Origin of the sequence: Streptomyces sp. TN58 (assembly GCF_001941845.1) — a bacterium.
In the GTDB taxonomy this organism is placed as follows: domain Bacteria; phylum Actinomycetota; class Actinomycetes; order Streptomycetales; family Streptomycetaceae; genus Streptomyces.
In genome coordinates this window covers 2,755,302-2,779,441 of record NZ_CP018870.1, presented here as the reverse complement: position 1 = coordinate 2,779,441, position 24,140 = coordinate 2,755,302, and the positions used below count along the sequence as shown (strand labels likewise).

At 72.1% G+C, this 24,140-nt stretch carries 20 protein-coding genes; 19 read left to right on the top strand and 1 reads right to left on the bottom strand.

The genetic code is table 11. The features are described 5' to 3' along the window. Positions 1-263: 263 nt before the first annotated feature. The gene (locus BSL84_RS12665) at positions 264-545 is read left to right on the top strand and encodes an HU family DNA-binding protein (RefSeq protein WP_007264399.1); all 282 of its coding nucleotides are present in this window, start codon (positions 264-266) and stop codon (positions 543-545) included. Between the two features lie 343 nt (positions 546-888). On the opposite strand, the gene murA is transcribed toward BSL84_RS12665, so the two are convergent. Further along, entirely contained in the window at positions 889-2,232 is a 1,344-nt protein-coding gene (murA, locus tag BSL84_RS12660; RefSeq protein WP_030027546.1) for a UDP-N-acetylglucosamine 1-carboxyvinyltransferase, read from the bottom strand. Between the two features lie 277 nt (positions 2,233-2,509). Here murA and BSL84_RS12655 point away from each other — a divergent pair, with 277 nt between their 5' ends. The 18 genes from BSL84_RS12655 (at position 2,510) to BSL84_RS12570 (ending at position 23,996) form a co-directional block, all read left to right on the top strand. Further along, positions 2,510-3,070, top strand: a complete 561-nt coding sequence (locus BSL84_RS12655; protein ID WP_030027547.1) for a YqgE/AlgH family protein — start codon at positions 2,510-2,512, stop codon at positions 3,068-3,070. Between the two features lie 28 nt (positions 3,071-3,098). Next, positions 3,099-3,383, top strand: a complete 285-nt coding sequence (locus BSL84_RS12650; RefSeq protein ID WP_030010729.1) for a DUF3039 domain-containing protein — start codon at positions 3,099-3,101, stop codon at positions 3,381-3,383. A 172-nt stretch (positions 3,384-3,555) separates the two neighbouring features. Continuing rightward, positions 3,556-5,283: a beta-N-acetylhexosaminidase gene (locus BSL84_RS12645; RefSeq protein ID WP_079273176.1), complete on the top strand. Its 1,728-nt coding sequence runs from the start codon at positions 3,556-3,558 to the stop codon at positions 5,281-5,283. A gap of 349 nt (positions 5,284-5,632) precedes the next feature. Beyond that, the gene (locus BSL84_RS12640; RefSeq protein WP_075970368.1) at positions 5,633-6,550 is read left to right on the top strand and encodes an FAD binding domain-containing protein; all 918 of its coding nucleotides are present in this window, start codon (positions 5,633-5,635) and stop codon (positions 6,548-6,550) included. After that, positions 6,547-8,772 carry a 2Fe-2S iron-sulfur cluster-binding protein gene (locus tag BSL84_RS12635; RefSeq protein ID WP_075970367.1) on the top strand — a complete coding sequence of 742 codons (2,226 nt, stop codon included), beginning with the start codon at positions 6,547-6,549 and terminating at the stop codon, positions 8,770-8,772. Before BSL84_RS12640 ends, BSL84_RS12635 begins: the two co-directional genes overlap by 4 nt. A gap of 50 nt (positions 8,773-8,822) precedes the next feature. Further along, complete coding sequence (locus BSL84_RS12630) at positions 8,823-11,111, top strand: xanthine dehydrogenase family protein molybdopterin-binding subunit (protein ID WP_234363621.1); 2,289 nt, start codon at positions 8,823-8,825, stop codon at positions 11,109-11,111. Between the two features lie 132 nt (positions 11,112-11,243). Then, positions 11,244-11,756 (top strand): hypothetical protein, encoded by a 513-nt coding sequence (locus BSL84_RS12625; RefSeq protein ID WP_159393516.1) that lies wholly within the window; start codon positions 11,244-11,246, stop codon positions 11,754-11,756. Continuing rightward, a complete protein-coding gene (locus BSL84_RS36045) occupies positions 11,753-13,222 on the top strand; it encodes a WXG100 family type VII secretion target (protein ID WP_159393515.1) in 1,470 nt (489 codons plus the stop codon). Before BSL84_RS12625 ends, BSL84_RS36045 begins: the two co-directional genes overlap by 4 nt. 21 nt (positions 13,223-13,243) lie before the next feature. Then, positions 13,244-14,419: a type VII secretion-associated serine protease mycosin gene (mycP, locus tag BSL84_RS12615; protein WP_075970365.1), complete on the top strand. Its 1,176-nt coding sequence runs from the start codon at positions 13,244-13,246 to the stop codon at positions 14,417-14,419. A 61-nt stretch (positions 14,420-14,480) separates the two neighbouring features. Continuing rightward, positions 14,481-14,918 carry a hypothetical protein gene (locus BSL84_RS12610; RefSeq protein ID WP_075970364.1) on the top strand — a complete coding sequence of 146 codons (438 nt, stop codon included), beginning with the start codon at positions 14,481-14,483 and terminating at the stop codon, positions 14,916-14,918. Positions 14,919-14,930: 12 nt separating this feature from the next. After that, the gene (locus BSL84_RS12605) at positions 14,931-17,216 is read left to right on the top strand and encodes a hypothetical protein (protein ID WP_075970363.1); all 2,286 of its coding nucleotides are present in this window, start codon (positions 14,931-14,933) and stop codon (positions 17,214-17,216) included. Then, positions 17,216-17,764, top strand: a complete 549-nt coding sequence (locus BSL84_RS12600; RefSeq protein ID WP_075970362.1) for a hypothetical protein — start codon at positions 17,216-17,218, stop codon at positions 17,762-17,764. The genes BSL84_RS12605 and BSL84_RS12600 overlap by 1 nt, the downstream gene beginning before the upstream one ends. A gap of 182 nt (positions 17,765-17,946) precedes the next feature. Then, on the top strand, positions 17,947-18,840 hold the full coding sequence (locus BSL84_RS12595; RefSeq protein ID WP_030036058.1) for an IS982 family transposase: 894 nt from the start codon (positions 17,947-17,949) through the stop codon (positions 18,838-18,840). Between the two features lie 98 nt (positions 18,841-18,938). After that, the gene (locus tag BSL84_RS12590) at positions 18,939-20,399 is read left to right on the top strand and encodes an MFS transporter (RefSeq protein ID WP_075970361.1); all 1,461 of its coding nucleotides are present in this window, start codon (positions 18,939-18,941) and stop codon (positions 20,397-20,399) included. A 32-nt stretch (positions 20,400-20,431) separates the two neighbouring features. Further along, complete coding sequence (locus BSL84_RS12585) at positions 20,432-20,629, top strand: Arc family DNA-binding protein (RefSeq protein ID WP_030031080.1); 198 nt, start codon at positions 20,432-20,434, stop codon at positions 20,627-20,629. Next, positions 20,629-20,997, top strand: a complete 369-nt coding sequence (locus tag BSL84_RS12580) for a type II toxin-antitoxin system death-on-curing family toxin (protein ID WP_030031079.1) — start codon at positions 20,629-20,631, stop codon at positions 20,995-20,997. Before BSL84_RS12585 ends, BSL84_RS12580 begins: the two co-directional genes overlap by 1 nt. Before the next feature lie 148 nt (positions 20,998-21,145). Then, positions 21,146-22,930 carry a DEAD/DEAH box helicase gene (locus BSL84_RS12575; protein WP_030031078.1) on the top strand — a complete coding sequence of 595 codons (1,785 nt, stop codon included), beginning with the start codon at positions 21,146-21,148 and terminating at the stop codon, positions 22,928-22,930. A gap of 424 nt (positions 22,931-23,354) precedes the next feature. Continuing rightward, the gene (locus BSL84_RS12570; protein WP_030662724.1) at positions 23,355-23,996 is read left to right on the top strand and encodes an IclR family transcriptional regulator; all 642 of its coding nucleotides are present in this window, start codon (positions 23,355-23,357) and stop codon (positions 23,994-23,996) included. Positions 23,997-24,140: the final 144 nt, after the last annotated feature.

Here is a 24,140-nt window from a genome sequence, read left to right as displayed (position 1 = left end):
CCTCTAGGGTTGCGGGGATGCCAACGAGCTCCGCTGTTCGCATCCCACGGGTGCGGACGGAGCGTCACCGGGGCGTGACTGTGGCGCTTTTCGTGTGACCCCGGCGGGTGCCGGATTGGCTTTCCCGCCGCTGGTGGGGGCAGGATGCGTAACCGGGCGAGAGGGTCTGACGTTCAGACCCGGGTCCGGGGACTGTCCTAGGGCCCTGGCAGCATCGGCTTCGATCTCACGCCTCTAAGGCAAGTTGAACACGGGAGTACAACATGAACCGCAGTGAGCTGGTGGCCGCTCTGTCCGAGCGCGCCGAGGTGACCCGCAAGGACGCCGACGCCGTTCTGGCCGCGCTCGCCGAGACCGTCGGCGAGATTGTCGCCAAGGGCGACGAGAAGGTCACCATCCCCGGCTTCCTGACCTTCGAGCGCACCCACCGTGCCGCTCGCACCGCGCGCAACCCGCAGACCGGCGACCCCATCCAGATCCCGGCCGGCTACAGCGTGAAGGTCTCCGCGGGCTCCAAGCTCAAGGAAGCCGCCAAGGGCAAGTAGGTCCTGCCCCGGCGCCGGAGGCCGCGCAGGTCTTCGCCCGGCGTCGAGCACGGCTGAATGCAGCAGTAGTACGTAGAACGGTGAAGGGCGGCCACCCCGCGCGGGGAGGCCGCCCTTCTGCCTGTCCGCGCTCCGCCCGGCGCCGCCCCGCGCGGCCCGTGCCGCCTCCCCCGGCACCCGCGGGCCCTGGCAGGGCCTGTGAGGCCCCGTCAGGGCCCGCCAGGGGCCACCGGGGCCCGTCGCGGGCCGCCCGCCTGATGCGCGCGGTACGCACGGGGCATGCGAAAGCCCCCCGGCCCTTGCGGGACCGGGGGGCTTTCCCATGCCCGTACGGGCGCAGAGGCTAGACGAGGTCGCCGCCCGGGAGCTCGACCTTCGCACCGAGCTCGACGAGCTTCTCCATGAAGTTCTCGTAGCCGCGGTTGATCAGGTCGATGCCGTGGACCCGCGAGGTGCCCTCCGCGGCCAGCGCCGCGATCAGGTACGAGAACCCGCCGCGCAGGTCGGGGATGACCAGGTCGGCGCCCTGCAGCTTGGTCGGGCCGGAGACGACCGCCGAGTGCAGGAAGTTGCGCTGGCCGAAGCGGCAGGCCGAGCCGCCCAGGCACTCGCGGTACAGCTGGATGTGAGCACCCATCTGGTTGAGCGCCGAGGTGAAGCCGAGCCGGGACTCGTAGACGGTCTCGTGGACGATCGACAGGCCGGAGGCCTGCGTCAGGGCCACGACCAGCGGCTGCTGCCAGTCGGTCTGGAAGCCGGGGTGCACGTCCGTCTCCAGCGCGATGGCGTTGAGCGGGCCGCCCGGGTGCCAGAAGCGGATGCCGTCGTCGTCGATCTCGAAGGCGCCGCCGACCTTCCGGTACGTGTTCAGGAAGGTCATCATCGAGCGCTGCTGGGCGCCGCGCACGTAGATGTTGCCGCCCGTGGCGAGGGCCGCGGAAGCCCAGGACGCGGCCTCCAGGCGGTCCGGGAGCGCCTTGTGGTTGTAGCCGCCGAGCCGCTCCACACCGGTGATCCGGATGGTGCGGTCGGTGTCCATGGAGATGATGGCGCCCATCTTCTGCAGCACGCAGATGAGGTCCTCGATCTCCGGCTCCACGGCGGCGTTGCTGAGCTCGGTGACGCCCTCGGCCAGGACGGCCGTCAGCAGCACCTGCTCGGTCGAGCCGACGGACGGGTAGGGCAGGCGGATCTTGCAGCCGCGCAGCCGCTGTGGGGCCTCCAGGTACTGGCCGCCCTCGCGCTTCTCGATGGTCGCGCCGAACTGGCGGAGCACGTCGAAGTGGAAGTCGATCGGCCGGCCGCCGATGTCGCAGCCGCCGAGGCCCGGGATGAAGGCGTGGCCGAGGCGGTGCAGCAGCGGACCGCAGAAGAGGATCGGGATCCGCGAAGAGCCCGCGTGGGCGTCGATGTCGGCGACGTTCGCGCTCTCGACGTGGGTGGGATCGAGCACGAGCTCGCCCGGCTCCTCGCCGGGACGGACCGTCACCCCGTGCAGCTGGAGCAGGCCGCGCACGACGCGCACGTCGCGGATGTCGGGAACGTTGCGCAGCCGGCTGGGTCCGCTGCCGAGCAGAGCGGCGACCATGGCCTTGGGCACGAGGTTCTTCGCACCGCGGACACGGATCTCGCCCTCAAGCGGGGTGCCGCCGTGGACAAGCAGTACATCGTCACTGATGCCGGTCATGAATCTCGCGTTCCGGAGAGGGGTGGGCAGGGGGCCAGGGAAAAGGGTAAGGGCCACCACCCCCTTGTTCGTAAGGCCGACGTGGCCGTAGGACTGTCATGAATTCGGTACAACACCCTCCGTATCCACCACATGGCGGAGCGTTGCGTTCCGCCCACTTCGTCCGGACCTACTTCGTCCGGACCCGCGCCCCACCGCCGCCCCCCGTGTCGAGCCGCGGGCGATCCGATCCCCCGCGCGCTCCCCGGAAACGGCGGATGTGCGGGATCATGGCGGCATGACCGAGGTGTCCTCCCTCACAGGGCGGCTGCTCGTGGCCACCCCAGCCCTCGCGGACCCGAACTTCGACCGCGCGGTGGTGCTGCTGCTCGACCACGACGAGCAGGGCTCCCTCGGCGTGGTCCTCAACCGGCCGACCCCGGTGGGCGTCGGCGACGTCCTGCTGCCCTGGGCCCCGCTCGCCGGAGCCCCCGGCGTGGTGTTCCAGGGCGGGCCGGTGGCGCTGGACTCCGCTCTCGGCCTGGCCGTCATCCCGGGCGAGGAGGGGCCGATCGGCTGGCGCCGCGTGCACGGGGCGATCGGGCTGGTCGACCTGGAGACGCCGCCGGAGCTGCTGGCCTCCGCCCTGGGGGCCCTGCGCATCTTCGCCGGCTACTCCGGCTGGGGCCCGGGCCAGCTGGAGGAGGAGGTGGGCGAGGGCGCCTGGTACGTGGTGGAGTCGGAGCCCGGGGACGTGTCCTCGCCGGACCCGGAGCGGCTGTGGCGGTCGGTGCTGCGCCGCCAGCGCAGCGATCTCGCGATGGTCGCCACCTATCCGGACGACCCGTCGCTCAACTGACTGGCCCGGGGTTAAGTACCCTGGGTCCATGAGCACTCTTGAGCCCGAGCGCGGGACTGGCACGGGGACCCTCGTAGAGCCGACGCCGCAGGTGTCGCACGGTGACGGCGACCACGAGCGCTTCGCCCACTACGTCCAGAAGGACAAGATCATGGCGAGCGCGCTCGACGGGACCCCCGTCGTCGCGCTCTGCGGCAAGGTCTGGGTACCGGGCCGGGACCCGAAGAAGTACCCGGTCTGCCCCATGTGCAAGGAGATCTACGAGTCCATGGGCCCCGGCGGGGACAAGGACAAGGGCGGCAAGGACAAGTAGTCCGAGCCCCCGCACCCCTGCCTTTCGCGGGACCGAGGCCCCCGGCGCACCATCGTGCGTCCGGGGGCCTTCGCCATGCCCCCGGGGCGCGCTAGGGTCGGCGCGACGAGCGCCCCGCGGAACGCCTGTTGCGCAGGGCGCAACGCAACGCTGCCGCGAAGGGCTGTGACGCATGGACCTGATCCGCACGGACCTGATCCGCACGCGCCTGATCCGCACGGGCCTGATCCGCACGGGCCTGATCCCCGCACCCCGGGCCGTACTCCTCGACGAGGACGGGCACCGCTTCACGTTCGGCCCCGAGCCGGTCCTCGACGCCGGGCCCGGTACCGGAACCGTCGCCCGCTGGCTCCGGCGGGAGCTGGGGGCGGCCACCGGCTGGGCACTGCCCGCCGCCGGGCCGGGATCCGGATCGGGGCCGGGCTCCGGCGGGGGCGCGGTCGCGGAGCTGCGGCTGCGGATCGACCCGGACGTCGCGGGGGACAGCGGGCCGGAGTCGTACCGCATCGGCATCGGCGAGGGCGGGGCGGAGCTGACGGGAGCGACGGCGGCCGGACTCTTCTGGGGCGCCCAGACCCTGCGCCAGCTGCTCGGACCCGACGCGTACCGCAAGGCGCCGCTGCCCGGCCGCACATGGAGCCTGCCGTACGCCGACGTCGTCGACGGCCCCCGCTTCGGCTGGCGCGGGATGATGCTCGACGTCGCCCGGCACTTCACACCCAAGGACGGCGTGCTGCGCTACATCGACCTGCTCGCCGCCCACAAGCTCAACGTGCTCCACCTGCACCTGACCGACGACCAGGGCTGGCGCATCGAGATCAGGCGCCACCCGCGCCTCACGGAGGTCGGGGCGTGGCGGGCGCGCAGCCGCCGCGGCCACCGGGCCTCGCCGCTGTGGGACGACACCCCGCACGGCGGCTTCTACACGCAGGACGACATCCGCGAGATCGTGGCGTACGCCGCCGAGCGGCACGTCCGGATCGTCCCGGAGATCGACGTACCGGGGCACTCCCAGGCCGCGATCGCCGCCTACCCGGAGCTGGGCAACACCGACGTCGTCGACACCGCGGCCCTCGGCGTCTGGGACGACTGGGGAATCTGCGAGAACGTCCTCGCGCCGACCGACGCCGTGCTGCGCTTCTACGAGGGAGTCTTCGAGGAACTGCTGGAGCTGTTCCCGGCGGACGTCTCGCCCTTCGTGCACGTGGGCGGCGACGAGTGCCCCAAGACGCAGTGGAAGGCCTCCCCGGTCGCGCAGCGGCGGATCCGGGAGCTGGGCGTGGACGGGGAGGACGGGCTGCAGTCCTGGTTCATCCGGCACTTCGACGGCTGGCTCGCCGAGCGCGGGCGGCGGCTGATCGGATGGGACGAGATCCTGGAGGGCGGGCTCGCACCCGGCGCGGCCGTGTCCTCGTGGCGCGGCCGCGCGGGCGGGATCGCCGCCGCCGAGGCCGGCCACGACGTGGTGATGTGCCCCGAGCAGCAGGTGTACCTGGACCACCGTCAGGCGGGCGGCCCGGACGAGCCGATGCCCATCGGGTACGTGCGCACGCTGGAGGACGTCTACCGCTTCGAGCCGGTCCCGCCGACGCTGACGCCGCAGGCCGCGGCCCATGTGCTGGGCGCGCAGGCCAACATGTGGACCGAGGTGACGCAGGACCAGGGCCGGGTCGACTACCAGGTGTTCCCGCGGCTGGCGGCCTTCGCCGAAGCGGTGTGGTCGTGGCAGCCGGCGCCCGGCGAGCGCGACTTCGCGTGGTTCGAGGAGCGGATGGCCGCGCACTACCCGCGGTTGGACGCGCTCGGCGTCGGATACCGGCCGCCGGGCGGCCCGTTGCCGTGGCAGCGGCGGCCCGGAGTCCGGGGGCGCCCGGTCGAGGGCGCGCCCCCGAACGTGTGACACGGGGGCGCGGGCGCGACCCGGCCGGAAACAGACCGGGTCCGGAACTCTGGCTGCATTTCCCGCTATGCGGGGAAAATCGGACGTTCGGGGGCGAGGCGGAAGAGGTCCGGCGAAGCCGTCACCCCGCCCCGTACGGGGCGTGACCACAGGCGACCGGGCGGCCCGGCGGGAGCCCGGGCCCGACGAAGCGCGCGGGGGCGCGGGGGAGGCGTCGGCCGCTGGGAGGACCCTCGCGGCGGGCGGCCCGGAAGATGTGCCAGAGTTGCCACGTCCCGGCGGTGAGCACGTACCGTACGGCGGACAGGCGTGAGCGCCAGGACCGGGACATCGGGAAGGGGCAGCTGGGTTGACCACGCACGCACCGCACGCACCGCACGCACCTGATTCACCTCAGGGGGCTCAGGGGCGGCAGGCGGCGCAGTCCGTGACGCTGCCGGCCTCGCTCGACGAGGCCGTCGCGGCGCTCACCGCCATGCCCGCCGCCGTTCCCGTCGCGGGCGGCACCGACCTCATGGCCGCTGTCAACGCCGGGCTGCTGAGGCCCGCCGCCCTGGTCGGCCTGGGCCGGATCAACGAGATCCGCGGCTGGCAGTACCAGGACGGCCACGCGCTGCTCGGCGCCGGCCTCACGCACGCCCGGATGGGCCGGCCGGACTTCGCCGCCCTGATCCCCGGGCTCGCGGCCGCCGCGCGCTCCGCCGGGCCCCCGCAGATCCGCAACGCCGGCACCCTCGGCGGCAACATCGCCAGCGCCGCGCCCACCGGCGACGCACTGCCCGTGCTGGCCGCGCTGGAGGCCGTACTCGTCATCGTCGGTCCGGGCGGGCAGCGCGAGATCCCGGTCTCGCACCTCCTGGCCGGCCGGGAGATGCTGCGGCCCGGCGAGCTCATCGGCTTCGTGCGGGTGCCGCTGCTGCACGCCCCGCAGGTGTTCCTCAAAGCCACCGGGCGCACGGGGCCCGGGCGCGCGGTGGCGTCCGTGGGGCTCGTACTGGACCCGGCACGCCGGGGCGTGCGCTGCGCGATCGGCGCCGTGGCACCGATGCCGCTGCGCCCCCTGGAGGCCGAGCAGTGGGTGGCCTCGCTGATCGACTGGGACGGCGGGCGGAGCCTGGCCCCCGAGGCGCTGGAGGCCTTCGGCGAGTACGTCGCGGCCGCCTGCGTCCCCGACCAGGGGGAACCGGTGGCTCCGGGCGTACTGCACCTGCGGCGGACGGTGGCCGTGCTGGCACGGAGGGCCCTCGGAAGGGCACTGACCTCATGAGCGAGAACGAGAACGAGAACGTGACCCAGGGGAACGGCGCGGCGGGCTGGGGCTGGGAACCGGTCCCGCAGGGCGGCGAGTACGACTCGGACGCCACGGCCTTCGTGAAACTGCCGCAGGACATGCTGGACGCGCTCGGCACCGGTGAGCCCCTCGCGGCGCCCGGACACGGCTACGTGCCGCCGCCGATGATCGTGCCGCTGGGATCGGCGAGCACGGACCCGGCGGCCACGGGCACGTGGGCGATCCCGGCGCAGTGGCCGGAGGCTGGTTCCGCTTCGGGCGCTTCAGGTGCTTCCGGTCCGGGTTCTGCTTCTGCCGCCTCCGTCGGCGGGCCGATCCCCGCTTCGATCCCCATCCCGGAGTCCGTGGCGGCCGCCTTCGCGGATGCCGCGCCCGAGGCGGAGCCGGCGCACGACCCCGGCGAGACGGCGGAGTGGCGGTTCCCCGAGGCGGTGCACGAGCCCGAGGGCGCGCCGTCGACGACCGGCCAGTGGGCCGTGCAGGACTTCGCCCCGCAGCAGGGCGACTACCGCACGGGCGGCCTGGACGCGGACTGGAGCCAGGCCCCGGCGACCCTGCCGGGCGGCGCCCCGGCCCCGTGGGCCTACCTGACGCAGCAGCCGGCCGCGGACCCCGGCCAGGGCCTCGGCTCCGACCCCGGCCAGGCGCACGGCGGGCAGGACGCGGGCGTCCTGCCCGGCACGGACGAGGCCGCCGCCGCGGCCGCGGCCTCCGCCGCCACGGCACAGGCCGCCGGACGGCTGCTCGGCGGACCCGGTGTGGGCGCCCCGGGCCGCGGGCCGCGCGTGCTCGGCGGCCCCGGCGTCGGCACCGCCCTGCAGGAGGCCGAGCCCGCCCACCAGGCACCGCACGACATCGAGGCCGCACACGGCCCTGCGGCCACGGCGCTCGCGGGGGAGCGGCCCCGTCCGGCAACCGCGGCGCAGGAGCCCGCCGGGACGGCCGGGACGGCCGGCGGCACGGACCTCTTCGGCGGACCGCGGGTCGAGGCGCCGGACGCGGACACCGCGCACGCGGAACACGGCCGGCACGCCGAACCCGCCGACCCCTTCGGACATTCGGGGCACACCGAGCACAGCGGGCGGGCCGGGCACACCGAGTACCCCGAACACCCCGGGCACACCGGTCGTTCGGCACGCCCCGCCGACACCGACGGCCACGGCTTCTCGGCCTTCGGCCAGGCGCCGGAGCCCGCGCCCGGCCAGTCCGGCCAGCCCGGCCACGCCCCCGAAGCGGAGGCCGCCGCGCCGGAGACCGCCGCCACGGAGCCTGCCGCGCCGGAGCCCGCCGCGACGGACGGCCGCGGCTTCGCCGTCCCGGCCGCCGAGCCCGCCCCCGCACCGGCGGCCGCGACGGCACCGGCACCCGCACCGGCACCCGCTGCGGAGCACGCCGACGCCGAAGGGCAGACGCCGGCCGGGACCGCTCCGGCCCCCGAGGAGATCCCGGCCGGCTCCACGCCGCCCGGGGACACCGCCGACAGCCCGGCGGAGCCCCCGGCGCCGGCGGACGGCGAAGGGATCCCGGCCGATGTGTCGGCGTACGAGGATGAAGAGCATCCCGCCGACGCCGTCCACCACGAGCACCCGCAGGCCTCCTACGTCCTGCGCGTCAACGGCGCCGACCGGCCCGTCACCGGAGCCTGGATCGGCGAGTCCCTCCTCTACGTGCTGCGCGAGCGCCTCGGCCTCGCCGGCGCCAAGGACGGCTGCTCGCAGGGCGAGTGCGGCGCCTGCGCCGTGCAGGTCGACGGCCGGCTCGTCGCCTCCTGCCTGGTCCCGGCGGCGACGGCGGCCGGCAGCGAGGTCCGCACCGTCGAAGGCCTCGCGACGGGCGGGGAACTCTCGGACGTGCAGCAGGCGTTGTGCAGGTCGGGTGCGGTGCAGTGCGGATTCTGCGTACCCGGCATGGCCATGACCATCCACGACCTGCTGGAGGGCAACCACGCCCCCAGCGAGCTGGAGACCCGCCAGGCGCTGTGCGGCAACCTCTGCCGCTGCTCCGGCTACGCGGGCGTCGTCGAGGCCGTGCGCGAGGTCGTGGCCGGGCGGGAGGCCGCGTCGGCCGCGTCCGCGGAGACGGCCTCGGCCCCGATGCAGGGGCACGCCCAGCCGCAGGCCGAGGGCGTGCCGGACACGCGCATCCCGCACCAGGCAGCGCCCGGCGAGGGCGGCATCCACCACGGAGGCACGGCGTGAGCGGGCAGGACGCGGCGACCGCGACGACGGTCCACACCACGACGACCGCACTGACGGCGACGACACCGGAACCGGACGGCCCGCAGGTCCCGCGCGGCATCGGCGCCTCGGTCGAGGCCACCCACACCCGCGCCAAGACCGAGGGCACCTTCCCCTACGCCGCCGACCTGTGGGCCGAGGGCCTGCTGTGGGCCGCCGTGCTGCGCTCCCCGCACGCCCACGCCCGGATCGTCTCCATCGACACCACGGCCGCCGCCGAGATGCCCGGCGTCCGTGCCGTCGTCACCCACGCCGACGTGCCCGGCGCCACCACCCACGGCCGCCGGATCGCCGACCGGCCGGTGTTCGCGCACGACGTCGTGCGCCACCACGGCGAGCCCATCGCCGCCGTCGCCGCCGACCACCCCGACACGGCACGGCTCGCCGCGGCCGCGATCGCCGTCGAGTACGAACTCCTCGACCCGGTCACCGACCCCGAGCAGTCCTTCGGGGCCGCCCCCCTGCACCCCGACGGCAACCTGATCCGGCACATCCCGCTGCGCTACGGCGACGTGGAGGCCACCGGCGAGGTCGTCGTCGAGGGCCTGTACCGAATCGGCCGCCAGGACCCCGCGCCCATCGGCGCCGAGGCCGGCCTGGCCGTGCCCCGCCCCGACGGCGGCGTCGACCTGTACACCGCCTCCACCGACCCGCACACCGACCGCGACCTGGCCGCCGCCTGCTTCGGCCTGGAACCGGACCGCGTACGCGTCGTCGTCACCGGCGTGCCCGGCGCGACGGCCGACCGGGAGGACGCCGCCTTCCAGCTCCCGCTCGGCCTCCTCGCCCTGCGTACGGGCTGCCCGGTGAAGCTGGCCGCCACCCGCGAGGAGTCCTTCCTCGGCCACACCCACCGCCACCCGACCCTGCTGCGCTACCGCCACCACGCGGACGCGGAGGGCCGCCTGGTCAAGGTCGAGGCGCAGATCCTGATGGACGCGGGCGCGTACGCCGACGCCTCCGCCGAATCCCTGGCGGCGGCGGTGGCCTTCGCCTGCGGCCCGTACGTCGTCCCGCACGCCTTCGTCGAGGGCTGGGTCGTACGCACCAACAACCCGCCGTCGGGCCACGTCCGCGGCGAGGGCGCGATGCAGGTGTGCGCCGCGTACGAGGGCCAGATGGACAAGCTCGCGGCGGCCCTCGGCATCGACGGCGCGGAACTGCGCATGCGCAACGTCCTGGCGACGGGGGACCTCCTCCCGACCGGCCAGACGGTGACCTGCCCGGCCCCGGTGGCCGAACTCCTCCGGTCGGTACGCGACTTCGAACTGCCCGCGCTGCCGAAGGACGCGCCCGAGGACGAGTGGCTGCTGCCGGGCGGCCCGGAGGGCGCGGGCGAGCCCGGCGCGGTGCGGCGCGGCGTCGGCTACGGCGTCGGCATGGTGCACATGCTCGGCGCCGAGGGGACCGACGAGGTCTCCACCGCCACGGTGAAGGTGGTCGACGGCGCGGCCACGGTCATCTGCGCGGCCGTCGACACCGGGCAGGGCTTCGGCACCCTGGCCCGCCAGATCGTCCAGGAGGTCCTGGGCGTCGACGAGGTGGCGGTGGCCCCGGTGGACACCGACCAGCCGCCGGCCGGCCCCGCGGCGCACGGCCGCCACACGTGGGTGTCGGGCGGCGCGGTGGAACGCGCCGCCAAGATGGTCCGCACCCAGCTCCTGCAGCCCATGGCACACAAGCTGGGCATGTCGACGGAACTCCTGCAGATCCAGGACGGCCGCATCACGTCGTACGACGGCGCGTTCTCGATGTCGGTCGCGGAGGCCATGGCGGGCAAGGAGCTCTGGGCGACCGCCCAGTGCCGCCCCCACCCGACGGAACCGCTGGACGCGGACGGCCAGGGCGACGCGTTCGTCGGCCTCGCCTTCTGCGCGATCCGCGCGGTGGTCGACGTGGACGTCGAGCTCGGCTCGGTACGGGTGGTGGAACTCGCGGTGGCCCAGGACGTGGGCCGCATCCTCAACCCCCGCCAGCTGGAAGCCCGTATCGAAGCGGGCGTCACCCAGGGCGTGGGCGCGGCCCTGACGGAGAACCTCCGCACGGTCGCCGGCCTGGTCCGCCACCCCGACCTGACGGGCTACGCCCTGCCGACGGCGCTGGACGCCCCGACGGTCCGCATCGTCAAACTGGTGGAGGAACGCGACGTGGTGGCCCCGTTCGGCGCGAAGGCGGCGAGCGCGGTCCCGGTGGTGACGACCCCGGCGGCGATCGCCTCGGCGGTCCGCGCGGCGACGGGCCGCCCGGTCAACAGGCTCCCGATCAGGCCCTCGGCGGCGGTGGGGGCGCCCAACTCGTGACCATGTGAGCCGCATTGCACGTGCAACCCCGGACTTGGGCCTGTCGGTGCCGGTCGCTAGAGTGATCGCCGAGAGTGTGCGCGCACACGTGCGAACGGGTGCGAACGGGGACGGGGAGTCGGGGAGGCCATCGTGGCAGAGGACACAGTCGGGGTTCTGGCGCTAGACCTGTCGGGGGACTTGGCGGCGTCGATCCGAGCCCAGGCGGACGCACAGGCGAAGGCGGCGGCCCTCCAGGTCCAGTACGAGGACCTGAAGGGCTACAAGAGCCTGGTGGACGATCTCCTGACCAAGCTTCAGGAATCCCCGGCGCACCACAACAAACTGGCGGACGGCACGCTGCCGACGGGCGCCCTGGGGCAGGGCTTTCCGGAGGCGGACAAGCTGTACGGGGCGTACAAGACCGTCCACTCGGAGCTGCAGAAGCTGTCGAAGGGTCTGGCTGAGCTGATCGAGGCCGTGGGCATCGCGGTCCTGTCCGCGGGCGGCGGCTACGCCGAGGTGGACGAGGAGCAGAAGCGGCGCATGGTCGTCATCGCCAAGCAGGCCCAAGACGAGTACGGCCGGGACCGTGACCCCCACACGAAGGGGACGGGCGACAACCCGCAGCCGAACGCGACGAGGAAGGGCGTGGATGTCGGATGACGGACTTCGAGGGTTACACGCACGGACAGCTGCACGCGATGATCGAGTCGCTCGATCCGGCGAAGGTCGCGGCGCTGGGCACGAAGCTCACCGAGGCCGCCACGACGATCGAGCAGATCGGCAAGAAGCTCAAGGACCACAAGGTCAAGGGCTGGGAGGGTGAAGGCGCCACGGCGTTCCAGGACTGGGTGAGCCGCGCGGGCAGCGCCACGCTTGACCTGGCCAATTACAGCAGGGTCGGCGGCCATTACATGTCCGATGCGGCGCAGATCATGCACGAGGTCAAGCCGTCCAAGGACGGCGCGGGGAACTTCCCTCCGTACGACGCTGCTGCGGACGCGAAGCTCAGGGAGAACCTGGCGACGTCCCGCGAGTACCACAACGACCCGGACGCGGTGAAGCTGGGCCAGGAGGCCTGGTCGAAGCTGAGCGGCGACCACGCGCGAGCCGTGGACGCGATGAACAAGTTGGCCGGGGCGTACGAACAGTCCGCGGTGCAGATGGGCAAGGTCGAAATCCCGAGGCTTCCGCCGCCGCCGCCGGTTCTAGTGCCGGAGGGTATCGCAGCCGACACCGATAGGGCCCGCCCAGGCACAAGTTCTGGGGCGGGGAATTACTCAAGCCCCTCGTACGGATCCTCGGCATCGGGTGGCGGTGGCTCTGCAAGCGAGCCGGGTTCGGTGTCGGCGCATCTGCCGAAACCAGACAATACGGTTCCGGGGGTCTCCGTCCCGTCAATCCCCGACCGCGAGGTTGATGTAGACATCGACAGCGTCGGGACGCTTCCCGACCGCACTGCGCCTCCAGTGACGAGCACATCAGGCCTCCCGCCGACAACAGGTCCAGCCGGCCCCACACCCGGCCCCTTCCCGCCGCCCGTGACGGTGCCGCTGGTAGGAGGCGTGAAGGGGGGACCTGGTCCCTTCGCCACCGGTCCGGGCATCGGTCCATACCCCGGATTGGGTGGTCCTGGCGTTCCTCCTGGCGGCAAGGTCATCGGTACGCCTGGCCTGCCCCCGCGTGACGCCGGCATCACGGGCGGTCGTCCAGTAACGTCCACCGGACCGACCTCCGGCATCCCGCGCGGTACGGTCATCGGCGAAGGCACGCAGGCCGGTCGTCCCATGGGCGGAGGCATGGGGCATGGCGCAGGCGGCCACTACGGCGGCACCCAGGCAGGACTCCCGGCAGGTCGCCGACTGGCGTCGGAGCCCGGTGGCGTCATGGGTGGGCGTCAGGCCGGTGCGGTCGGTCGTCCGATCGCAGCGGGTCAGCCGTTCACCCAGGGTGGATCCGGCCTCGTCCGCAATGGTGCCGGTCCTGTGGGTCACGCGGGCGCGGGCGCGGGCGCGCAGACTGCGGGTAGGCGTCGGGACAACCAGGGAAGCGAGCGTCCCGATTACCTGACCGAGGACGAAGAGACCTGGCAGGGCAATCGTCGTGTTGCCCCGCCCGTGATCGACTGAGCAGAACGGACGTTGTACGGGATGCACATGCGTAAGGCGACCGCGGCCCTGGTGGGTCTCCTGCTGGCCGGGGTCGCCGCGACCCCGGCCCACGCGGAGACCATCCGATCGCAGCAGTGGCATCTCGATCTGATGAAGGCCGACGAGATCTGGAAGACAAGCACTGGCAAGGGTGTCACCGTTGCGGTGATCGATTCTGGTGTCAAACGCATCCCGGAACTTGAAGGGCAAGTGCTCCCCGGTAAGGACTTTGAACCGGATAGCGTTGAGGGCGATGAGCGGACCGATATCAGTAGCCACGGCACCACCATGGCTGCAGTCATCGCAGGCAGCGGAAAGCATCCGAGTGGTGATGGCGCCTTCGGGCTCGCACCCGGCGTCAAAATCCTGCCGATCCGCGTACCTCACGAGACCAATCGAGCGACCCCGTCGTGGGTGGCGGCCATCAGATACGCGGCAGACTCGGACGCCAAGATCATCAACATCTCTCTGGGCGTGGACGGCACAACTGGCGATGACGAACCGCGCCGCGAAGCTGTGAAGTACGCACTCTCCAAGGGGAAACTGATTTTCGCTGGCACAGGAAACTACGGAAACAACGAACTCTTTTATCCGGCTGCAACTCCTGGAGTTGTCGGGGTCGGAGCCATCGACGCGAGCGGTGAGCCAACTAAGGAGTCGCAGTACGGTCCGCAGGTGGATATGGCTGGATTCGGAAGCGGCATCGTCACGGCTTGTGCAGGCAAGACCGGGCTTTGTACTTCCTCCGGCACCAGTGACGCCTCCGCTCTCGCCTCCGCCTCCGCCGCCCTGCTCTGGTCCGCCCACCCCGAGTGGACCAACAACCAGGTGCTGCGCGTTCTGCTGAACACCGCCGGGAAGCCCGTCGACGGGTCGCAGCGCAACGACTACGTCGGCTACGGCGTGGTCCGGCCCCGGATCGCGTTGCAGACGCCCGGGGATCCCGGCCCGGCCGATGTGTACCCGCTGCCCGATCTGGCCGCGGCGGCGGCCGGTGGCGGCAAGGCGTCCGCGTCGCCCGACGCCAAGGCTTCCGTTGCGCCCGCCCCCGCCCCCGCCCCGCAGGCCGCCGAGAAGAAGGGCGGCAGCTCTCTCCTCTGGGTCGGGCTCGGGCTCGGGGCGTGTGTGCTCATCGGTGGGGCCGTCACCGCCGTCGTCATGCGCCGGAATCGTTGACCCGCCCCCGACCGGCCGCCCCTGACCCGACCCGACCGACTCCCATTCGGAGGTTCGCGCGATGTCGTTCGACGAGGAATGGTTAGCGGCTCGCGCCGCGGCCGACTCCAGCGCCGCCATGCGGCTCAACCAGGCCCCCGGCGGCCCACCAGGACCCGGCGGGCCCGGAGGCGGCGCCCCTGACCTCGCGCTCAACCAGGACCAGATCGGAGCGGTCGGCTCCGAGGCGTACAAGCTGCACGCCCGCCTCCAGGCCGACGGCAAGCACGCCGCCACCGCGACCGGCGAGGCCGCCGCGGCCCTGACCCGGGAGGGGTTCGCGAGTGGGGCCGCCCTCGCCAAGGCCCACACCGTCTGGGAGGGCCAGGTGAAGACCCTCGTCGCCGCCTGCGCCACCATCTCCAACGGCCTGAACTACTCCCTCGCCTCCCACGCCAAGGACGAGCAGCAGCTCCACGCCGACTTCACGGCGTCCGCGATCGACAAGTACCTCACGTAGGGGCGGCGGGGCATGCTGACGTACGAGAACGTGATGAACGCGCCCCTGGACAAGCTCCAGACCGCGGTCACCGACTGGACGGCGATGGCCGGCAAGCTCGACGAGATGGCCGAGGCCGCCCGCACCGGCATGAAGGCGAAGTCCGACAAGGCCGACTGGAACGGCGTCACCGCCGCAGTGGCGCGCGGGTTCGTCGACAAGACGGCGAAGGAGTTCGAGGACGCGGCCAAGGCCGCCAAGGGGATGCACCAGGTCCTCGCCGACGCCCACGCCACCCTCAAGGCCGCGCAGGACGAGCTGAAGCGGCTCGCCGCGGAGGCTCCGGCGGCCGGCTTCCGGATCGACGCCACCGGGCGGGTCAGCGCCGTTCCGCTCCCCACCGAGGCCGAGCGGAACGCCGCCCGCCACGACCCCGACTACCAGCAGACCCTCAACGCGCACCGCAACGCCTGGCAGTCCCAGGTCAACCGGGCCGTCGAGAACGCCCAGGACGCCGACGACTCCCTCGTCCGCGTGCTCCAGGCGAACGCGGCCGACGAACACGATTTCAGCGGACCGAAGTTCACCACCCTCGACGCCGAACAGGCGGCCCGCGCCGCCGACCTGATGAAGAAGGTCACCGGCCCGGGCGGCACGGCCCGCAACGTCGAGGCGCTGCGCGAGCTGGAGGAGCTGCTGGACGACAACCGTGAGGACCCCGAGTTCTCGACGGGCCTGTTCCGCACCATCGGCGCCGAGGGCACCCTGCAGATGTACTCCGCGATGTCCCTGGACGCGACGAGCCTGGGCGCGGCCGGCAGGGACCGGGCGCTGATGGTCTCGAACATCCAGAGCGACCTGGGCGCCATGCTCGGCCTGGCCACCCACAAGGACGTGCCGGGCCACCTCGACGCCGCCTGGACGACCCAGCTGATGAAGGCCGGGCGCAAGGAGATGGCCGTCTTCGGCGGCGTGCGGCAGATCTACGGCTACCAGGCGCTCGGCGCGCTGCTGCGCGAGGGGAAGTACGACACGGAGTTCCTGACGTCGGTCGGCCGCGACATGGTCGCGATGGACCGCAAGGACCCGCAGGCCTGGGAGTTGCACACGCCGATCGGCCTGGAGACCGTCCTCAACCAGGGCCCGGAGGGCGGCCGCGGCTTCTACCCGCTGACGGGGCTCATGGAGGCGCTGGGCAACAACCCGGAGGCGGCGACGGCCTTCTTCAACGAGCCGGTCCGCGAGGACGGCAACAAGGACGGCATCGTCACCAAAGACGACAAGCCGGTCGGCGGGCAGCACGGCAAGGAGCGGGGCATGGTCGACTACATGCTCGACAAGAAGCCGTACGTGGACGGCTTCGACACCACCCGTACCGGAGACCTGCGCCCGGCCCAACACGCCCTCGGCGACGCCCTGTTGGCGGCGGTGTCGGGCCGCAGCCCGGGCGACGAGGACGCGAAGCCCGTGTCGCACACGGAGGCGATGACGGCCGTCATGGAACGGATCGTCGAGAAGGTCGGCGACAAGCCGGAGCTGGTCGAGGCGAAGCCGGGGGATCCGGAGGGCCCGCTGAACGGCCTGTCCAGCCACTTCGGGCAGATGGCGGCGGAGTACATGCCCGACATCCAGGCGGCGGCGGACAACAACAGTCATACGATCAAGGCAAACGGTGTGATGGCCGAGTTCGACAAGGCCGGTATGGCCAGGTTCATCGGGGCAGTGGGCCAGGACCCTGACGCCTATGGCGCGATGACCGCAGCACAGCGGACTTTCACGACTGCACTGGTCAACGACGTGTTCGCCCATTGGGGCGAGTACGACGACGTCGATGCTGCGATCAAGGTTGCGGTGCATCCAGGCGGAGAGATCGCAGGCATGCTGTCCCAGGCTCGCGCCGATGGCACGTTCGGGGCGAACGCCCACAAGGCGGAGGAATACGTCAAGGGCGTCGAGGAAAACGCCAAGTGGGTGAACCGCGGCATCAGTGCGGCAGGCGGAAAGTACCTGGAACTGGTACCCGTCGCCGGCGACATCGTGGCTGCGCTGCAGGAGGACATCGCCGCGAGCGTCGTCGAGGGGGCGAAGGACGACGTTGCGAAGAAGCTTGAGGGCAGCAATCAGCAAGCGGGGACGGACTTCACGATGTCGCAGACAGCCGCGTCGACCGCTGCCGCTGATTCGGTACGCATCGCAGCGCGGGGGTCGGGGCTGTCTGAACGTACGATCAATTCCTACGCAGGTGTTGCGTCCACCGAGGCGGCGAATGCGCATTCCGTGGGCCGTGGCCTCGTAGCGACCATGAACGGCGGAGCCTGATGTCCCGGGTGCGATTCCCCTGGCTGGTGGTCGCCGGTGCCATGGGGACGTCAGTGCTGGTCGGCTGCTCCGACGACGAAAAGTCGGGCGCGCCCGAGTTGCCTTCATACACATGCTTCGGGGTGTTCACCCCGGCCGAACTCGCGCCGTTCGTCGGGAGCGGTGACGAGGTGCGAGTCGACTCGCCGGGAGATCTCCGCCTGACTGCCGGCCGGAACAGAGCCACCTGCAACATCGAGGTCGACGGTAAGCCCCGGTTGACCGCTTCGGCGGGGCGCAGGCCGCCGGGGCAGGAGGTCAGTTGGGGTTCCGAAGTGGAGAAGCACCACCCTGAGGCGCTGCCCTACATCGGCAACAGCAAGCTGTGGGACAGCGGGGCCGCGGTCGTCCTCGGGTGTAACGGGCCATCCGGGGAGGCCTTCGACCTCACGCTGTTCATCGATGCCGTCCCCGACGGGCTGAAGCAGGAGGAGCGGCGCCCCGCGTTCGCCACTCTGATGAAGAAGTTCATGGAATCGGCTCGGCAGCAGGCGGGCTGTGGTCCGTAGTAGCTGCCCGCGCAGGCTGAGGCAGCCCGTGCGGGCGAAGGCGGCTCCCGGTGCGCCTGGGGCCGGGTGGCCTGCCCTCACCCGCCCGCTCACCCGCCCCCCGCCCTCGCGCCCGGCGTGGGCCTAGACGAGTAAGTCCGAAGTTTTCGGGCGCATGAAGCGAGGGTCTCGTTGATCCGTTTGTGACGACAGATCTCGAAACCCTCGCGACTGCACTGTACGTGAGGATTGATGACTCTCTGGCAGGAACGCGGCGATGGGGCCGTCCGCCGAGGCTGACGGATGCCGAGCTGTTGACGCTCGCGGTCATGCAGGCCGTCCTCGGCTTCGCCTCCGAGACCCGCTGGCTTCGGTTCGCCCGCCGCCACCTGAGCGCCGAGTTCCCCTACCTGCCCGAGCAGTCCGGATACAACAAGCGCCTGCGGGCCGCCAACACGCTGATCAGCCGGTTCATCCGCACTCTGGCCCGCGACACCGACCTGTGGCACGACGACGTATGGATCGTGGACTCCACCCCCGTGGAGTGCGCCCGCTCACGGCCGACGGTCAAACGCTCGCAACTGGCGGGCTGGGCCGGTTACGGCTACTGCGCCTCGCACTCACGGTTCTTCTGGGGCTTGCGTCTGCACCTGCTCTGCACACCCGGCGGCCTGCCCATTGCCTGGGCGCTGGCCAACCCGAAAACGGACGAGCGTGAAGTCCTCGCCGGCATGCTCACCCAGGACATCGACCTGCTGGCCACCCACCCCGGGCAGACCATCGTCGGTGACAAGGGCTACGTCTCCAAGCACCTGGACGCCTTCATGGCCGACCACGGCCTGACCCTGCTGCGGCCCAGCTACCGCAACCGCAAGCCACGGCCGGGCGAGCACCTGCTCAAACCGATCCGGCAGCTCATCGAGTCGGTGAACGACACCCTCAAAGGCCAACTCGACCTCGAACGTCACGGAGCCAGGACCCCATCTGGGGTCCTGGCCCGCGTCGGACAACGCATCCTGGCCCTGACCGCAGCCATCTGGCACAACCGGGCCAACGGAACATCCATCACCCGATCACTCGTCGCCTACGACCACTGACCAACACTTCGGACTTACTCGTCTAGGTCCGGGGGACGAGGGTGGGATACGTCGAATGGACAGGGTCAAAACCGGGGCTTGCACCTTACGCTGGGGCGATGAGCGCCCTCGAACCCCGCGTGCCGCAGAGAACCGCACCCCTCCCGACCCCGCCGCGCGGCAGCGGTGTCATGGGGCCCGCGTACCGGACGCTCAGCATCGGGATCATCTCCGTCGTCTTCCTCATCGCCTTCGAGGCCACCGCCGTCGGCACCGCCATGCCCGTCGCCGCCCGCGAGCTGGACGGGATCGGGCTTTACGCCTTCGCCTTCTCCTCCTACTTCACGACCAGCCTCTTCGGCATGGTCCTGGCCGGGCAGTGGGCCGACCGGCAGGGCCCGCTCAAGCCGCTGACCGTCGGGATCGCCGCCTTCGCCGCCGGCCTCGTCGTTTCCGGGACCGCCGGCGCCATGTGGGTGTTCGTGTGCGGCCGCGCCGTACAGGGCTTCGGCGGCGGGCTCGTCATCGTCGCGCTGTACGTCGTCGTCAGCCGCGCCTACGAGGAGCGGCTGCGGCCCGCGATCATGGCCGCCTTCGCCGCGAGCTGGGTCGTGCCCTCCATCGTCGGGCCACTGGCCTCCGGCACGGTCACCGAACACCTCGGCTGGCGGTGGGTGTTCCTCGGCATACCCGCGCTCGTCGTCGTACCGCTCGTCGTCGCGCTGCCCGCCATCCGCCGGACCGCCTCCGGCCCCGTGGACGGCGAGCCCCGCGGCTTCGACCGGCGCCGCATCCGCCTCGCGCTCGGGATCTCCGTCGGCGCGGGACTGCTCCAGTACGCCGCCCAGGACCTGCGGTGGCTCTCGCTCGTACCCGGCGTCGCCGGTGCGGCCCTGCTGGTGCCCGCCGTGCTGGGGCTGCTGCCCCGCGGGACGTACCTGGCCCGGCGCGGGCTGCCGTCCGTGGTGCTGCTGCGCGGGGTGGCCGCGGGGGCGTTCGTCGCCGCCGAGAGCTTCGTACCGCTGATGCTCGTCACCCAGCGGGGGCTGAGCCCGACGATGGCCGGCTTCTCCCTCGCGCTGGGCGGGGTGACCTGGGCCGGCGGCTCCTGGGTGCAGTCGCAGGGCCGCACGGCCCCGTACCGGGAACGGCTGATGGTCACCGGCATGGTGCTGGTGGCGCTGGCCATCGCCGCCGCGCCCGCAGTGCTCGTCGAGTCCGTGCCCGTGTGGACGCTGGCACTGGCCTGGGCCGTGGGATGCCTCGGCATGGGCCTGGTGATCGGCTCCACGAGCGTGCTGCTGCTGAAGCTGTCGCCGCCGCAGGAGGTCGGCGCCAACTCCGCCGCCCTGCAGATCTCCGACGCCCTCGCCAACGTCGTGCTGCTGGCCGCCGGGGGCGCCGCCTTCGCCGCGCTCGGCGGCGGGGCGGTCGGGGCCGCGCACGCGGTGACCGCCGGCGGGGCGGGCGGCGCCTCGAACCCGGCCGCCTTCGCCGTCGTGTTCCTGCCGATGGCGTGCGTGGCACTGGTGGGGGCGTGGGTCGCGACCCGGCTGGAGCCGACTCCCGAATCCGCGTGACACCGTGCGGTACCGCGCGGTACCGTCATTCCATGGCTGGTCTCAACGTCAGATTCACCGAAGAAGAGCTGGACGCCCTGCGCGAGCGCGCCGAGGCGGAGGGCCGGAGCATGCAGTCCTTCGCGCACGACGCGGTCATCAAGGCCGTAAACGAACACTCCCGACTGTTCAACGAGGCGGCGGAGCATGTGCTGAAGGCGAGCGCAGAGCTGAACCGGAGGCTTGCCTGATGCACTACCTCACGCTTCCCGAGCTACTCAACCTCGCGGAGCGTCTCGGAGCGGACGAAGTGCGCGACTACGGTCTCCTCGACTCGGCACTGGCGCGCCCGCAGGCGAGCGTGTTCGGCCAGGACGCCTACCCGGACATCTGGCAGAAGGCGGCGGCTCTGATGGAATCGCTGGCCCGCAACCACGGGCTGGTAGACGGGAACAAGCGCATTGCCTGGTACGCGGCCTGGGTCTTCCTCCACATGAACGGGCATCCGCTCGACCCCGAGTTCGACGTGGACGAAGCCGAGCAGTTCGTGCTGGACGTGTGCCAGGGGGCTCTCGACGTACCCAAGATCGCTGCGCAGCTGCCGAGGTTCGCGCGCTGAGGCAGGCGATGTGACGCTCGCCGCACCGCCCGAGGTCACGGGCCTGTCCCTCCGCGAGGGACGGGCCCACCCCGGTAGGGTGGCCCGGTTGTCCTACGTACGACCGCCTGCCCCTTACCGAGTACGCCGAGAGCACGAACCGGAGACCGTGACTACTACCGCCTCCCACCACCTCTCACCCGCCTTCCCCGGCCGTGCCCCGTGGGGCACCGCCAGCAAGCTGCGCGCCTGGCAGCAGGGAGCGCTGGACCGCTATATCCAGAACCAGCCCCGCGACTTCCTCGCCGTCGCGACCCCCGGCGCAGGCAAGACCACCTTCGCCCTGACCCTCGCCTCCTGGCTGCTGCACCACCACGTCGTGCAGCAGGTGACCGTCGTCGCACCCACCGAGCACCTGAAGAAGCAGTGGGCGGAGGCCGCGGCCCGGATAGGCATCCGGCTGGACCCCGAATACTCGGCCGGCCCGCTCAGCAAGGACTACCACGGCGTCGCCGTCACCTACGCCGGCGTCGGCGTGCGCCCCATGCTCCACCGCAACCGCTGCGAGCAGCGCAAGACCCTGGTGATCCTCGACGAGATCCACCACGCCGGCGACTCGAAGTCCTGGGGCGAGGCCTGCCTGGAGGCGTTCGACCCGGCGACCCGCCGGCTCGCGCTGACCGGGACGCCCTTCCGCTCCGACACCAACCCCATCCCCTTCGTCACCTACGAAGAGGGCAACGACGGCATCCGGCGCTCCTCCGCCGACTACACCTACGGCTACGGCAACGCACTCGGCGACGGCGTCGTCCGGCCGGTCATCTTCCTCTCCTACAGCGGCAACATGCGCTGGCGGACCAAGGCCGGCGACGAGATCGCCGCCCGCCTCGGCGAGCCGATGACCAAGGACGCCATCTCGCAGGCCTGGCGCACCGCCCTGGACCCGCGCGGCGAATGGATGCCGAACGTGCTGCGCGCCGCCGACCGGCGGCTCACCGAGGTCCGCAAGGGCATCCCGGACGCCGGCGGCCTCGTCATCGCCTCCGACCAGGACTCGGCACGCGCGTACGCCAAGCTCATCCGGGAGATCACCGGGACCAGGCCCACCCTGGTGCTGTCCGACGACACCGGCGCGTCGAAGAACATCGACACCTTCAGCGCGAACGACGACCGCTGGATGGTCGCCGTCCGCATGGTGTCCGAGGGCGTCGACGTACCGCGCCTCGCGGTCGGCGTGTACGCGACGACGATCTCCACCCCGCTGTTCTTCGCCCAGGCCGTCGGCCGCTTCGTGCGCTCGCGCAGGCGCGGCGAGACGGCGTCGGTGTTCCTGCCGACCATCCCCTACCTCCTCGGCTTCGCCAACGAGATGGAGGTCGAACGCGACCACGTCCTCGACAAGCCGAAGAAGCAGGGCGAGGAGGACCCCTACGCCGAGTCCGAGAAGGAGATGGACGAGGCGAACCGGCAGGAGGACGAGGACACCGGCGAGGACGAGCAGATGTCCTTCGAGGCACTGGAGTCCGACGCCGTCTTCGACCGGGTGCTCTACGACGGCGCCGAGTTCGGCATGCAGGCCCACCCCGGCAGCGAGGAGGAGCAGGACTACCTCGGCATCCCCGGGCTGCTCGAACCGGACCAGGTGCAGATGCTGCTGCAGAAGCGGCAGTCCCGGCAGATCGCGCACAGCCGCCGCAAGCCCGACACGGAGGCGGACCTGCTGGAGCTGCCGGCCGAGCGGCGGCCCGTGGTTTCCCACAAGGAACTGCTGGAGCTGCGCAAGTCGCTCAACACGATGGTGGGAGCCTACGTCCACCAGAGCGGCAAGCCGCACGGCGTGATCCACACGGAGCTGCGCCGCGTCTGCGGCGGACCGCCGAGCGCGGAGGCGACGGCGGGGCAGATCCGCGAGCGCATCAAGAAGGTGCAGGAGTGGGCGACCCGTATGCGCTGACCGCGCCGAGTGCGCCGAGAGTGCGCCGAGTGCGCCGAGTGCGCCGAGTGCGCCGAGTGCAGCGGGTTCGGTTGGGTTCGGGGGTTTCGCCCAGTACGTGTGACGGGGTCCGTGCGGAGGTTCGCACGGGCCCCGTCCTCGTCCCGCCACTTCCGCGCCTGTGCGAATCGTTGTCACGAAACGACACTTGAGGCGATCAGGAAACGGCACAAACAGGTAGCGCGCGCCCGGATTCTGGACGAGCCCTTCCGCTGAGCGGACCTGCTCGCTACATTCCCCGCATCGAACGCACCGTGGCAGCGCCGCCGCGGGAGCGCAGCCGGTGCAATGGCCGCTACCGGCGGCCTCTCCTGTGCGCCGCCGCGGGACCGGCGGTGCGCCACCGCGAGAGTCACCGCCGCTCACCGAAAGAGGGAGAGGCGTCGTGACCGCGGAAACCTCCCAGACTCTCGACAGAGGGCTCAGAGTCCTCAAACTGCTCGCCGACACCGACCACGGTCTGACCGTCACCGAGCTCTCCAACCGCCTCGGCGTCAACCGCACGGTGGTCTACCGGCTCCTCGCCACCCTCGAACAGCACGCCCTGGTCCGCCGTGACCTCGGCGGCCGGGCCAGGGTCGGACTCGGGGTGCTGCGGCTGGGCCGGCAGGTGCACCCGCTGGTGCGCGAGGCCGCCCTGCCCGCGCTGCGGTCCCTCGCCGAGGACATAGGCGCCACCGCGCACCTGACGCTCGTCGACGGCACCGAGGCGCTCGCCGTCGCCGTCGTCGAGCCGACCTGGACGGACTACCACGTCGCCTACCGGGCCGGTTTCCGCCACCCGCTGGACCGCGGGGCCGCCGGCCGGGCCATCCTGGCCGCCCGTCAGGGCTCCCTCATCGAACCGGGGTACACGCTCACCCACGGAGAGCTCGAAGCAGGCGCCAGCGGGGCCGCGGCGCCGCTGGTCGGCATCAGCGGGCTGGAGGGCAGCGTCGGCGTCGTCATGCTGGCCGACGCCGTGCCGGAGCGGGTGGGCCCGCGGGTGGTGGACGCGGCGCGGGAGGTCGCCGACGCCCTTCGCTAGGCCGCGGGCTCGGCGGATCCGGAGTGCCGGGGCCCGTACCCGTCTGCGGCGCCGTTGCCGGGGGCTCCGCCCCCGGACCCCCGCGCCTCGAACGCCGGCGGGGCCGGATTGGACGGCGGGGCTGGAACGGCAGGCGGGGCGGAT